The sequence below is a fragment of the Edaphobacter sp. HDX4 genome, from assembly GCF_036877565.1.
Classification (GTDB): Bacteria; Acidobacteriota; Terriglobia; order Terriglobales; family Acidobacteriaceae; genus Edaphobacter.
Map to the genome: position 1 here is coordinate 54,814 of NZ_JAEDXW010000002.1, position 13,492 is coordinate 68,305.

10 protein-coding genes are annotated in these 13,492 nt (G+C 56.0%); 7 read left to right on the forward strand and 3 right to left on the reverse strand.

Annotation, left to right across the window (positions count from 1 at the left end):
* From JAO29_RS02745 to JAO29_RS02755, 3 genes are all read left to right on the forward strand, one after another.
* Positions 1-1,083 (forward strand): alpha/beta hydrolase, encoded by a 1,083-nt coding sequence (locus JAO29_RS02745; RefSeq protein WP_334266645.1) that lies wholly within the window; start codon positions 1-3, stop codon positions 1,081-1,083.
* Between the two features lie 106 nt (positions 1,084-1,189).
* Positions 1,190-3,148, forward strand: coding sequence for an alpha-N-arabinofuranosidase (locus JAO29_RS02750; RefSeq protein ID WP_334266646.1), 1,959 nt, complete (start codon positions 1,190-1,192; stop codon positions 3,146-3,148).
* A 257-nt stretch (positions 3,149-3,405) separates the two neighbouring features.
* The gene (locus tag JAO29_RS02755) at positions 3,406-5,316 is read left to right on the forward strand and encodes a glycoside hydrolase family 127 protein (protein WP_334266647.1); all 1,911 of its coding nucleotides are present in this window, start codon (positions 3,406-3,408) and stop codon (positions 5,314-5,316) included.
* Here the strand turns inward: JAO29_RS02755 and JAO29_RS23365 are convergent.
* Both JAO29_RS23365 and JAO29_RS02760 read right to left on the reverse strand, forming a co-directional pair.
* Positions 5,198-5,920, reverse strand: coding sequence for an MFS transporter (locus JAO29_RS23365; RefSeq protein WP_442886295.1), 723 nt, complete (start codon positions 5,918-5,920; stop codon positions 5,198-5,200). The two genes, JAO29_RS02755 and JAO29_RS23365, sit on opposite strands and share 119 nt — an antisense overlap.
* Positions 5,921-6,287: 367 nt before the next feature.
* Positions 6,288-6,578: a hypothetical protein gene (locus JAO29_RS02760; protein ID WP_334266648.1), complete on the reverse strand. Its 291-nt coding sequence runs from the start codon at positions 6,576-6,578 to the stop codon at positions 6,288-6,290.
* 235 nt (positions 6,579-6,813) lie between these two features.
* Between JAO29_RS02760 and JAO29_RS02765 the strand changes: the two genes are divergently transcribed.
* Positions 6,814-7,083, forward strand: coding sequence for a sigma factor (locus tag JAO29_RS02765; protein ID WP_334266649.1), 270 nt, complete (start codon positions 6,814-6,816; stop codon positions 7,081-7,083).
* Positions 7,084-7,167: 84 nt separating this feature from the next.
* On the opposite strand, the gene JAO29_RS02770 is transcribed toward JAO29_RS02765, so the two are convergent.
* On the reverse strand, positions 7,168-7,443 hold the full coding sequence (locus tag JAO29_RS02770; RefSeq protein WP_334266650.1) for an ArsR/SmtB family transcription factor: 276 nt from the start codon (positions 7,441-7,443) through the stop codon (positions 7,168-7,170).
* Positions 7,444-7,571: 128 nt separating this feature from the next.
* Here JAO29_RS02770 and JAO29_RS02775 point away from each other — a divergent pair, with 128 nt between their 5' ends.
* The 3 genes from JAO29_RS02775 to JAO29_RS02785 are packed head-to-tail and all read left to right on the forward strand — an operon-like array spanning position 7,572 to position 13,415.
* Positions 7,572-10,730 (forward strand): efflux RND transporter permease subunit, encoded by a 3,159-nt coding sequence (locus tag JAO29_RS02775; RefSeq protein WP_334266651.1) that lies wholly within the window; start codon positions 7,572-7,574, stop codon positions 10,728-10,730.
* Complete coding sequence (locus tag JAO29_RS02780; protein ID WP_334266652.1) at positions 10,727-11,977, forward strand: efflux RND transporter periplasmic adaptor subunit; 1,251 nt, start codon at positions 10,727-10,729, stop codon at positions 11,975-11,977. Before JAO29_RS02775 ends, JAO29_RS02780 begins: the two co-directional genes overlap by 4 nt.
* The gene (locus JAO29_RS02785) at positions 11,961-13,415 is read left to right on the forward strand and encodes an efflux transporter outer membrane subunit (protein WP_334266653.1); all 1,455 of its coding nucleotides are present in this window, start codon (positions 11,961-11,963) and stop codon (positions 13,413-13,415) included. Before JAO29_RS02780 ends, JAO29_RS02785 begins: the two co-directional genes overlap by 17 nt.
* The last annotated feature ends 77 nt before the right edge of the window (positions 13,416-13,492 follow it).

The following is a 13,492-nucleotide window of genomic DNA, read 5'->3' on the forward strand; positions in this document are numbered from 1 at the left end:
ATGCGGAAAGAACTATTCGGACTGATGTTATCAATGCAACTTGCCCTTCTATGCACTACCGGCTTGCGGGCCCAGGTTCAAACCCTCGTACCGGCGGTGGTGCCTGGAGCAAAGCCCGCGAAGGTGGAACAGATCACCGTTCACGGTACCTCTCTCGAAGGCAATCTGGAAGGTGATGCTATCGATCGGCCTGTTATTGTTTACCTGCCTCCGAGCTATGCGAGAGATAAAAGGCGACACTATCCCGTCATTTATGCCCTTCACGGTTACTCCATCGGGGCCGAACAGTGGAGTAAAGAGATTCACGTGCCCCAGACAATCGAAGGCGCGTTTGCGCAGGGCGCACAGGAGATGATCGTTGTCCTGCCGGATTCAAAGACGGTTCACAACGGCTCGATGTACTCCAGTTCGATTACAACCGGCGATTTCGAACAGTTCATCGCAAAAGACCTAGTAGCCTACGTCGATGCACATTACAGAACTATCCCGAATCGAGCTAGCCGAGGGCTTGTCGGGCACTCCATGGGGGGCTACGGTGCGACCCGTATTGGCATGAAGCATGCCGATGTCTTTGGCAGTCTCTACATCATGAGTCCGTGTTGTCTGTCGGCACGCAAGATAGGCCCTGCGGCGTCGGAGCTCGAAAAGGCAGTGCAGAACATGAAGACGCCGGCAGATTCTGCATCGCTCCCATTTGGCACAAGGGCGCAGTTGGCCTCGGCCGCGGCGTGGTCGCCCAACCCCAAGAATCCGCCTTTCTATCTTGATCTTCCTGTCAAAGATGGTGAGCCACAGCCGGACGTTCTGGCGAAGTGGGCCGCGAACGCTCCCTTGGCCTTTGTCGATCAATACATCAGCAATCTACGTCGATACAAGGGCATCTCCATGGACGTCGGCGACCAGGACAGTCTCAAGGCCGACGCCACCAAACTCCACGAAGTATTCGATCAGTACGGTTTACAAAACAGCTTCGAAATGTACCAGGGAACCCATACAAGTGCGGTCGCCGATCGCTTTCAGAATCATGTGATGCCGTTCTTCAGCAAGAACCTCTGTTTCAAGGCAACTTGCAGCGACCATTGACGCGAAGCTACTTCGCGTCTTCAACGAATCTCGCTTTTCATTGGCGAACGCACCCGCGATGGATGTGGATCGGACTCTATAGCAAATGAATCGACGAAGCTTTCTCGTGAGTTCGTTAGCAGCTACCGCCGCAGGCCCGCTGTCCGCCCTGGCGAGCCCATTGCATTTAGGCGCTGTTCCGGCTGCAGGTGAACCCAGGGTCGCTGTCCTGGTTGTCGATACGGATAGGGTGACGGTTCCGATCGATAAGCGAATCTACGGTCAGTTTCTCGAACACATCAACCACTCGGTGGAGGATGGGCTCTTTGCCGAACAGATTCGCGGCCCGGGGTTCGAGGGCCAGGACTTCAAGACTTACTGGGAGATGTTCTCGGACCGCGGCAGCGTCGAGATTGCAGACATCGACTTCCAGAACGGGAAGAAGAGCGTGCGCCTGCACGTTGATGGCGGCCACGCGAGTATCAGGCAAGGGCGTCTCTTCCTCGATACGGGGATCAAGTATGACGGCTCGCTCTGGATCAAACGCGAAAAGGGCTCCCCTAAATTGACGCTTCGGGTGACAAGCTCCAAAGGCGTCCCCATGGCATCGATACCTTTAGCGTTTACCGGCTCGGATTGGCAGGAGATTCCCTATTCCTTCACCCCCTCGGTACGGGATACCCAGGCTTTGATCGAGATTAGCGCGACTGGACACGGCACGCTGTTGCTCGATTTCATCTCAATGATGCGCGCAGATGTCCGCCGCGATGGTATGTTGCGCCCCGACCTGCTGCAGGCTCTCGGAGATCTCAATCCATCCTTCATCCGTTGGCCTGGAGGCTCCTTTGCTTCCACATACAAGTGGAAAGAAGGTATCGGTCGATATGCCTCGCGCGGATATCACCCGAACACCTACTGGGGTGGTTACTCAGACTATTTCGGTTTTGGGACAGAAGAATTCCTGGGGCTTTGCCGAAAGCTCAATGCCGAGCCCCTGATCACATTAGCTTGTCCCGGCACGAAAGCCGAGCAGGTTCAGTACGCCATGGATTGGGTTCACTACCTCAATGATCCCTCAACGACTGAATGGGGGCGGCTGCGTGCATCGAACGGACACCCCGAGCCCTACGGTGTGAAGTTCTTTCAGATCGACAATGAGCCCATGAATAACGGGTTTACTCCGGAGCAGTACGCGGAAATCGTGAATGTCTATGGCAGTCGGCTGCGTACCACTGCTCCTCTCGCGCGGATCGTGGCATGCGGGCAAAAACGATCGAACGATATGGATTGGAGCGAGAAGGTCATCGACCTCGCCGGCGATAACTTCGATGTCCTCGGGTGTCATAACTATGAGTACGAGCCGGAGAACTTTGAAACCGGCCTAAGACGCATTCGTGACTATCTGACGAAGCTGCGGGACTATGTGCGCGCTTCGAACCACCCAAAACTCGAAATTGGCGTCCTCGAGTGGAGTCTCCAACACACTTACGATTGGCGCGCCGGACTCCACGCGGCGGGCAGCCTGATGCTTTATGAGGAGCTCAGCCCCGGTCTAACGATGACTTGCCCCGCGCTGCTGATGCGGAACACCACCGACGATCCCAAGTGGACCTCCTCCATCTATCACGACCATGTCTCGTGGTTTCCCGGTGGAAGCTACGCGGTCGAGAAGCTCTTTCGCGAGCACTACGCGGAGCGATATCTTGCATCTGCAAATGGGGCTTTTCATGATGTCCCCGATCGCAAGGTCCTATTCGATAAGATTTCGACGGCAATACCATCAGAGTGGGTGGGGGGCTCCGTTGAAGCCATAGCGACGATGAGCGCTGATGGGCGTCGTATCGTGATCAAAGCCGTCAACTATCGGGCGGAACGGAACACCCTGCTTGTGCGGCTCCAGGGTGCGGACGTACCTAGGAAAGCTACTGCGGAAATGCACACCATCACTGCAGGTCTAATGGATTCCGCATCCCTCGAGCATCCGAATGCGATCGCGCCGGTCAGTCGGCTACTGAATTACGCGAAGGACTTCTCCGTGGACCTTGAACCCTTCACGGTCGCCGTGATTGAAATTCGGCGGGAATGATTCTCGTCCAGCCTTCAAAACTAAATGCGGCCTCCTCGGCACAAAAGAACGGCGTCTTTTTCGACCTACCGATGATGCTCTATTCCCCTGAAGGGTCCAAATAGCCGTACGACCTTGACTCTCTTCATCAACACTCCTTAGGATTTGTTCACTCGGAAACCGTTCAATTGGATAGTTCGGCTGCGGTAAGCATAGCTTGGGCCGAATGCCTTCGAAGTACGGCTCAATCGAGGGAGGTCTTTCAGATGTGCGTGCGAATGACTCGTAGAGAGATGCTGCGGCTGGGAACGTTGACCTCTGCTGCTGCAATCATCCCTGGACTAAGTGGCCAGCAGCCGAACCCGCCAACCCCGAAGATGATGGCATCATTGCTCGAAATGAACGGCCGTGTAATGCCTTTTCCTCTCGCGTCGGTCCGTCTGCTGAAGGGTGACTTCAAGCGCTCTGCGGACATTAATGAGAAGTATTTGGACTCGCTTCGCGTGGATCGCCTTTTGCACAGCTTCCGTGTAACCGCAAACATTACTTCGTCGGCTATCCCCTATGGCGGATGGGAACTGCCTACCAGCGAACTGCGCGGCCACTTCGTTGGTGGCCATTATCTCTCGGCTGTGGCGTTCGCATATGCCGGATCCGGAAACACCGCGCTACGCGACAAGGGTAATCAGGTTGTCGCGGGCCTGGCTGCCTGCCAGAAGGCTAATGGCAATGGATTTCTCAGCGCCTATCCAACAGAGTTCTTCCAGCGACTGGCAGATGGCCGAGGTGTCTGGGCGCCGTTCTATACCTACCATAAAATTATGGCCGGGCTCATCGACATGTATCTGCAGACCGGCAATGGGGAAGCTCTCGAAGTCTGGGAGCGCATGGCTGGCTGGGTTTCTTCCTACTTTGAAGGCATCAGCGACGACCAGCGCCAGCGTATGCTGCGCGTTGAGTACGGTGGCATGAACGAGGTATTGATAAACCTATACGGCATTACTGGCCGTGAACGCTACCTCGCTTTGGCACACAAGTTTGAGCAGCCGTCGATTCTGGATCCACTGGCCGCCGGTCGGGACGAGTTGCAAGGCCTCCATGCCAATACCAACGTGCCCAAAATCATCGGTGCGGCGCGGATGTACGAAGAGACCGGTGATATTCGTTACCACAACATTGCAGAATACTTCTTGAATGAAGTGCTCTCGCAGCGGTCTTTCGCCATCGGCAACACTAGCGATGACGAGCATTGGAGAACGCCAGCCGGCAGTCTAACGGGAACACTGAGCCGCAAGAACGCTGAGTGCTGCGTTGCCTACAACCTAATGAAGCTGGACCGTCATGTCTTTTCTTGGACCGGCGATCCCCGGTGGATGGACGAGTATGAGCGCACGCTTTGGAATGCGCGCCTTGGGACGCAGGATGAAGAAGGGCGGAAGCAGTACTTCTTCCCACTTGCCGCAGGCTTCTATCGCGCCTATGGATCCCTTGAGGAATCGTTCTGGTGCTGCACGGGGACAGGAGCAGAGGACTTCGCCAAGTTTGCAGACACGATCTACTTCCACAAGGGTGATACCGTCTACGTCAACCAGTTCATCCCGTCGGTTCTGAGCTGGCAGGAGCAGAACTTCACACTGAGGCAGGAGACCGGTTTCCCCATCGACGCGGAGACGCAACTTGTAATTGAAACATCGCGCCCGCATGAGCGCACCATCGCCGTTCGCATTCCATCCTGGATCGACGAGGGTGGAATGGTGTCTGTAAATGGTGAGCCGCTGGAGGCATTTGCTGAACCCGGCTCGTTTCTGACCATTCGCAGGACGTGGCGCTCGGGAGACAAGGTGACTCTCAAGCTGCCAATGTCTTTGCGCGAAGAGCCGCTACCTGGCGATCCGCATACGGTTGCAGCAGTTTACGGCCCTCTCGTTCTGGCTGGCATTCTCGGCGAAGGTCCTGGGAGCGGACCTTCTAAGATCGTCACTGGCCGACCCACTGCGCCGAGTATCCCCGACGGACGACGTCCGCTGCCTATGGCTACAGCTCCGGCCGGTTCGAAAACTTGGCTGACTCCTACTGCTGGGCAACCGCTTCGCTTCCGGTCACAAGGAGTGGGTGTCGACGCAATGGACGTGATGCCCATGTATGAGGTAGGCGGCCAACGCTACTCTGTCTATTGGCAACGCTCGTAAATATAATCGAACGGAGGTGCTGCTGGGCGTCCACGACAGGAGCAGAATCCCCAGGCCAAGGCCGGTCGTCCACTGTCCCCGCCCTTGATCGGCCAGATGTCCTGCTCGTCCGGCCGCAACTGCGCCCGCCACGCCAACCAACCCAAACAGGCCAATCGCCGTGCGCGAGAGTGGATTGGGAGGTTCGCTCAGAGGCAGCACCAAAGACGTCCACAATGTGCTGAATGCAGCAAACAGCAGTAGTGCAATTGTTGCTCCACACGCAGGACAGGAATTGTGCGGTAAAGCGCAAACGTCGAGCGAAGAAGCTCCACGTAGGAGTTTCGCATGTTGGACTGGAATCCGGAACGATTCCAGACAATGCCCCTGTCAAGACCAAAGTGAGCACCGACGACGTAAAGTAGACGGTCCTCCAGCCTCCTATATCGCTCAAAGCTCCTGCGATCACACGAGTCAGCAAGATGCCCAGCACGACACCGCTTGTGACCGTACCGACGGCGCGGTCGCCTTTCTCTACAGGGACAAGGCTCGCGGCAAAAACCACCAGTACCTGGACAACCACAGCCAAAAGGCCACCAAGAACAAGCCAATGAGCAGCATCCATTCCGAATCACCAAGGGAGACTCCGCGGAGGACTCATTTCTGTTTCGACAGTTGGCCTAACTGTTGGAATATATGGCTCCTGAGGTAGGACTCGAACCTACAACCCTTCGGTTAACAGGCGGGTCGTACAGCATGGAGTACATTTGTTTTCTGTAGGATAACTCGGAGCCAAGAGGCGTTTTTGGAGCTCTATGGCGCGCAATTTGACGAAGGATTTGACGAAGAACCGATATTGCCACTTGGCCGTGGGGGACGATCGGATTCGAACCTACGACTTCACCGTGTGAATTGTAGAAACACGCAACATGAACAACTTAGACACCAAAGTAAAGCCGAAAACAACGGATACACGTGACGTGAGTGAACGTCTACAGAATGGCGACATGATGGAGATGCCCTGCGGCAAATTCCATTACCTCTGCGATCAGCGGCGCAAAGCTCGCCAGTAGAAGCCAACGAGGAATCTCTCTTCTGAGAAATGAGAGAACGGCGAGGGTAGTCTGAACTCCGCCTAGCACGACGAGAACTTTCGCGGTTAGCTCGTGAAGATCCGCGGACCGGTCGCCTCCGCCGAGCATTCTGCCAGCGAAAGCCGCTTGCGTCAGCATTGTGACTACGCTCACGACCAGGGTTATGCGCAACAACCGAATTAACCTCAAGGAAGGCCTCCTCAAACCATCGCTCTTACTCACTCGCTGAATAGAAGACCGGCGAGCGAATAGAAGCGTGACAGAGCCCTTGATTTTTCGAGTTGTCACGCGGGGACCGATTCAACGGTCTACTGTATTGAAGAACTTCGATTGAATCTTCGCGGGCAGCGAATCACTCGAATGAGGAGCCGACACTGTGCGGACACCTGGCGAGGCGGAAAAGACCGCGTCCCTTCGAGGGCATATGCAGGAGTCAATACGTCTGGCAGAATTTGATGAATACCGTGGACTGTTGTTCTCCATTGCTTACCGGATGCTGGGTACAGTCTCCGACGCGGAGGACATGGTCCAGGAGACGTTCCTTCGCTGGCATACATCGAAGGAAGAAGACGTAGCGAATCCTCGTTCGTACCTGGTAACAATCCTCAGCCGGCTTTGCATCAATCATCTTCAATTGGCTCGCGTTCACGCGAAGATACACGGGCGTCTGGCTACCGGAACCATCGTGCTCTAGCCCGCTCCGCTTTCAGAACAAGGATGGCCGGCCGAGATCGCGTGCAAACACCTCGCAGGCATATTCTCACTCCGTTCTGACCGGCTATTTGACGTTGAGATGTTGCAGGAATCCTAGATAGGCCGAAAACTTCTCTGGGACAGAGCGGTAGTAAACATTCAGCCCTTCCTTCCGCGATGTCACAAGCCCGAGGTCGGTGAGGACTTTCAGGTGATGGGAGACGGTTCCCGGTGAGAGCGTGTGCTTATCGCAGACCTCGCCACAGTAAGTCTCTTCGCCTTCTGCGATCTGTCTGTAGATAGAGAAGCGGTTGGGATCTCCGAGCGCCTTCGCGATCAACGTTGCTTCTTGTTCCTTCATCGCACTCATACCTATGAGACGTGCAATCTGACTAAACGTGCAAAAAATCGTGGATTGTGAATCCAACTATTTTGACGCACATCAAAATACTCGAAGCGTTCAAAACGTTGCGCAATGGAGATGTCGGTATGTGGATAGTCCGTCTTGCACTCAATAAACCCTACACCTTCATTGTAGCGTCGATCCTTATCGTTGTTTTCGGATTCTCTTCGATCGCAACTACTCCGACGGACATCTTTCCGAACATTGATATCCCCCAAGTGACTGTCATCTGGTCCTACTCGGGTTTGCCCGCCAAAGAGATGGAGCAACGCATCACGACCTTCAGTGAGTTCGTGATGGCGGTAGTCAACGACGTGAAATCCATCGACTCGCAAACAACGAATGGTGCGGCTGTCATTAAGATTTCGTTCCAGCCGCAGGTGCGCATCGACGCAGCAATGTCGCAGGTTGGGGCCGCCGTCAATTCGATTCGATTCCGAATGCCACAGGGCGTCAATCCTCCATGGATTCTTCGCTTTAGCGCTTCCACTGTGCCCATCATCCAGCTATCTCTTTCGAGCGACACACTCTCAGAATCAGAGATCTATGACTATGGTCTCTTCCGTGTCCGTCAGCAGTTGACGAAGGTGCCTGGCACTCTCCTGCCAACTCCTTACGGTGGCGTAGCGCGGCAGATCATGGTCGATCTTGATCAAAACGCCCTTCTTGCCAAGGGGCTTACGCCGATTGATGTGACCAATGCTATCAATGCGCAGAACGTCACGCTTCCGTCGGGCACCGCTAAGGTCGAGAACACCGAATACACCGTAAGCACCAACTCCAGCCCAGTAGATGCTCTGTCTCTCAATGATGTCCCTATCAAGCAGGTGAACGGCTCGATGGTCTATATGCGAGACGTGGCGCATGTCCGTGATGGATGGTCGGTGCAACAGAATGTCGCGCGAGCAAACGGCAAGCCCGCTGCTCTGCTCACCATCATGAAAACTGGCTCGGTCTCCACGCTGGATATTGTGAAGCAGATTAAGGACGATGTGCTCCCAGCATCGCGTGCTGCCGCCCCTAAGGGACTGAAGATCACCGAATTGTTCGATCAGTCGATCTTCGTGAAAGCGTCGATCGTAGGCGTTTTACGCGAAGGAGTGATCGCAGCCTCTCTTACCGCACTGATGATCCTGCTCTTTCTTGGAAGCTGGCGAAGCACCCTCATTATCGCGATCTCCATTCCGTTGTCGATTCTAAGCTCCATCATCGTTCTTAGCGCTCTAGGCGAAACGATGAATACGATGACTCTCGGTGGACTGGCTCTTGCCATCGGCATCCTCGTCGACGATGCAACAGTGACCATCGAAAACATTCACCGTCACATGCACGGTCAGTCGCTCCGGGACGCTGTCCTTACGGGTGCCTCGGAGATTGCGACTCCCACGCTGGTATCGACTCTTACGATCTGCATCGTGTTTGTATCGGTTGTGTTTCTGACCGGCCCTGCAAAGTTTCTGTTCACCCCCATGGCACTCGCTGTCGTCTTCGCGATGCTTGCCTCGTATGTGCTCTCTCGGACGCTGGTGCCTGTCCTCGTGAACTTTCTTCTCGGAGCAGAGCACAGCTTTGAGGGAGACTCTGCGCAAACGTCAAGCGCGCCACCGTTCTTCCGGCGCGTCAACGAGCGTTTCAACGGGGCCTATGAGCGACTGCAGCATCGCTATACCGGGGCGCTCGAAGCATTCCTGGAACATCGCCGTGCGGCGCTCTTCGCATCGGTCGGAGTCATGCTTTCGGCTTTCATCCTGTTGCCCTTCATCGGACGCGATTTCTTTCCCAGCGTCGATGCTGGCCAAATCAAGCTGCACATCCGCACTCACCCCGGTACCCGAATCGAAAAGACCAAGGTTGTCTTCAGTCAGGTCGAAGACGAGATCCGTAAGACGATCCCGGCCGATGAGACTGAACTGGTAATGGATAACATCGGCCTTACGCCGGAGACGTTCAACTACGCATTCGGTGACGGTTCGACCATCAGCAGTGCAGATGGCGAAGTCCTCATTGCGTTGAATGAAAAGCATCACTCTACAGAGGACTACATCAAGCAGCTTCGCTCTGACCTCCCGAAGAAGTTTCCAGACGCGACGTTCTTCTTCCAGCCTGCGGACATGGTCACCCAAATCCTGAACTTTGGCCTGCCAGCCCCTATTGACATCCAGGTGCAGGGATACGACCCAACGAACTATGGCATCGCCAAGCGTCTGCGCGCCCGGCTGGCGACGGTACCTGGTGCGGTCGACGTGCATATGCACCAGGTGGTCGATGCTCCTGACCTGCATCTCGATGTTGACCGCGTGCGTGCCGCACAGTTCGGTCTTACGCAACAGGATGTTGCAAACAGCCTGTATGTTTCTCTGAGTTCCAGCGCTGCGGTGCAGCCGAATTTCTGGCTTGATCCGAAGATGGGCATCACCTACACGGTTGCCGCGCAGACTCCGCAATACAGCGTCGACTCCATCAACGCGTTACAGAATACGCCGATCCCGATGCGAACGATGCCCAATCGGACAGAGGTGCTGGGCAACATGGCGACCCTTCGGCCAGCCATCATGCCCGTTGTCATCAATCATCACAATGGCGCGCCGGTCTATGACATCTACGCAAACACCCAGAACAGCGACCTCGGCTCGGTGGCTGCCAAGGTTAGCCGCATCGTGAAGGAAGAGAGCGCAAACCTGCCGCCGGGAACGAAAATCGTAGTCCGTGGACAGGTTGAGAGCATGAATGAGGCGTTCACGCGACTTGGCATCGGTCTCACCTTCGCCGCCCTATTGGTGTATCTGCTGATGGTCGTCAACTACCAGAGTTGGCTCGATCCCTTCATTATCATCTGCGCGCTGCCGGGCGCCTTCTGCGGCATCGTGTGGGCACTGTTCCTCACCCAGACCACCTTCAACGTGCCGTCGCTCATGGGCGCCATTATGTCCATCGGCGTCGCTACGGCAAATTCGATCCTGCTCGTGACCTTTGCAAACGAATTACGCGCAAATGGAGAGTCGCCGCTGCGTGCCGCCGTTACGGCTGGCTTCACGCGCCTCAGGCCAATCATCATGACCGCCTGCGCCATGATTATCGGCATGCTGCCCATGGCCCTAGGCATGGGAGAAGGCGGCGAGCAGAATGCGCCGCTGGCCCGTGCTGTCATCGGCGGGCTTAGCATGGCCACCTTTGCAACTCTCTTCTTTGTTCCTTTGATGTTCACCTTGATCCACGGAAGAAACACCACTCAGGAGGCTGCATGATCACCCAGGAAAATCCGACCCGCGAGCAAACTCAGCTTCAGAAAGGCAGCCGACTCAAAGCAGTGGGATTGGGGACAGTTGTTGTTCTCGCCTTGGTAGCTGTTGGCGCGGTTCCACGGATTGCGAGCCATCGCGAAGCGCTCGCCGCGACCAAAGAAGCTCCCGTCACGCACCCGGTGGTCACCGTCATCCATGCCGGTAAAGGCGCACCGACCTCGCAACTCGTCCTGCCAGGCAACATCGAACCTCTTTACACGGCAAATCTTTTTGCTCGCGTCGATGGCTACGTTGAACGCCGCAATGTCGACATCGGGACCAAAGTACGCAAGGGAGAGGTGCTTGCCCTCATCTCCTCGCCGGAGATCGACCAACAACTTAGCCAGGCGAAAGCCACACTGGCTCAGTCGCAAGCCTCATTGCTGCAGGCCATGGCCGCACTTGAGCAGGCGAAGGCCAACGCAGAACTGGCGCGTATCACCAAGGAACGCGACCTGCCGCTAGGCGAGCAGCATGCGATTTCGCAACAAATTGTCGACTCCGCAGTGCAGGCTCATAACGCCCGTGTCGCCGATGTGGCGGCTGCAAGTGCAAACATCGCAGCCGCTGAGGCCAGCGTGGCGGCCAATCGGGCAAACGTTGCACGACTGCAGCAGATGCAGGGGTTCGAGCATATCCTTGCGCCGTTCGATGGCGTCATCACGCAGCGCAATATAGAGCGTGGTGACCTCGTGAACGCGAGCGCTCCTGCTGGCGGCAAGCCGCTCTTCAGCATCGCGCAGAGTGACATGCTGCGTGTGTACGTCGACGTACCTCAATCTGAAGCCGTCAATATCCAGGATGGGCAGAAAGCCATCATCGGTGTAAGCGAACGTCTCGGCCGCAACTATGCCGGGACTATCACGCGCAATGCTTCGGCCTTGAATGAGGCAGCACGCACCATGCGAACGGAAGTGCAGGTCGAAAACCGCGACGCTTCTCTTCTGCCGGGCATGTATGCGCAGGTCCACTTCACGTTATCGCAGCAACACGCATCTCTCGTCATCCCCACCAGCTCGCTCGTGGTGAATGGTGCGGGGATGCACGTAGTCACGGTCACCCCGGCTCATAATCTCCACTTCGTTCCAGTCACTATCGGCAAAGACATGGGCAAAGAGGTCGAAATCCTGGCAGGCCTGACCGGTAATGAAGAACTCGTTGCGAGTCCGAGCGACCTGCTCAGTGAGGGACAACATGTGGAAGTCCGTTGATTCGAGAAAGCTGCTTCGTAGTGCGGGAAAGGTGGCCGTTACCGCTGTCCTCGCGGTACTCATCGCTGGCTGCAGGGTCGGACCAAACTATGCCCGCCCCGTTGTGGCCAGTCCACACACATACCGCGGAGCGCTAGCGCCAGAGATCGTGCCTGCTGCCGCGAGTGCGAATTCGGTTGCCGAGCAGGACTGGCGCACCATCTTTACAGATCCCGCGCTGCAACGCCTGGTAGAGGAGGCGCTAAAGAGCAATCTCGATCTCAAGATAGCTACACAACGAATTCTTGAAGCCCAAGCCCAGGTTGGCGTTGTCCGCTCGCAGCAGCTTCCGAATCTTGGTGCTGGAGGAAGCTTCTCCGCCCTCCAGCTTCCGGCTGGGTTAGCCAACAAGAATGCGGATGGCACCTCGAACGACTTCATCCGCGGGGGCGGGTTCAGTGCCTCTGCAGCCTGGAATCTCGACTTTTGGGGACTCTATCGCCGCCAGACGGAAGCGGCACGCGCTGAACTTCTGCAAACAGAATGGGCTCAGCGAGCAACGCGGTCGTCCCTGATTGAGGAGCTCGCGACGGCCTATTTCCACCTGCGCAGCTTAGACTCTCAACTGGAGATCACTCAAAACACCATTAAGGCTCGGGAGGATTCACTTCGGCTCACACAGTCGCTTGAAAACTATGGAGCGGGTTCACGGGCTGACACGCGCCAGGCGGAGGAACTCCTGCATACGGCACAAGCGAACCTGCCCGAGATTCGGCGGCAGATCGCAACACAGGAGAATGCCATCAGCATCCTTCTCGGACACAATCCCCAGAATGTCGATAGAGGGTTAGGCATCAACGAGCAGCCGCACCCGGCATCGGTGCCTGCAGGTCTGCCATCCGATCTCCTGGAGCGTCGGCCGGACATCCGTCAGGCAGAAGCAGAGCTGATTGCAGCGAACGCCCGCGTCGGTGTGGCGAAGGCACAGTTCTTTCCGCAGATATCGCTGACTAGCATGGGAGGCTCCGCAAGCAATCAGTTGCAAAGCATATTCGATGGAAAGAACGCCTACTGGTATGCTGCCGGCTCCTTGACTCAGCCAATCTTTGCAGGGGGCAGAATCTCCAGCAACTACCAATACTCTCAGGCCCAACGAGAAGAAATGCTTGCCCGTTATCAAAAGGCCATCCTGAATGCGTTTAAAGATGTATCGAACTCACTCGTAACGTATAGAGAGACTCAAAATCGCAGAGAGGAGCAGAGTCAGGTTGTTGTCTCCGCGACTGACGCTGTCCGCCTCGCGCGCCTTCGCTATTCAGGAGGAAACACAAGCTACCTGGAAGTATTGACGACAGATACTGACCTGTATGACGCCCAGTTGAAGCTCGCTCAAGCCCAGGCAGAAGAAGCGGATTCGCTTGTCGAGCTGTATGCTGCGCTTGGCGGAGGGTGGAAGTAAGCATCGTGTGTAGAGAACATGAAGGAGTTGGCTCTCGCTGTGATCCGCGCAAGGGATCAACAGGTTGATCGTACATC

Excerpts from the sequence above, each read along its gene's own strand:
- JAO29_RS02785 (WP_334266653.1), top strand. The coding sequence starts at position 11,961 with ATGTGGAAGTCCGTTGATTCGAGAAAGCTGCTTCGTAGTGCGGGAAAG.
- JAO29_RS23365 (WP_442886295.1), bottom strand. The coding sequence starts at position 5,920 with ATGGATGCTGCTCATTGGCTTGTTCTTGGTGGCCTTTTGGCTGTGGTT.
- JAO29_RS02745 (WP_334266645.1), top strand. The coding sequence starts at position 1 with ATGCGGAAAGAACTATTCGGACTGATGTTATCAATGCAACTTGCCCTT.
- JAO29_RS02780 (WP_334266652.1), top strand. The coding sequence starts at position 10,727 with ATGATCACCCAGGAAAATCCGACCCGCGAGCAAACTCAGCTTCAGAAA.
- JAO29_RS02755 (WP_334266647.1), top strand. The coding sequence starts at position 3,406 with ATGACTCGTAGAGAGATGCTGCGGCTGGGAACGTTGACCTCTGCTGCT.
- JAO29_RS02775 (WP_334266651.1), top strand. The coding sequence starts at position 7,572 with ATGTGGATAGTCCGTCTTGCACTCAATAAACCCTACACCTTCATTGTA.
- JAO29_RS02770 (WP_334266650.1), bottom strand. The coding sequence starts at position 7,443 with ATGAAGGAACAAGAAGCAACGTTGATCGCGAAGGCGCTCGGAGATCCC.
- JAO29_RS02765 (WP_334266649.1), top strand. The coding sequence starts at position 6,814 with ATGCAGGAGTCAATACGTCTGGCAGAATTTGATGAATACCGTGGACTG.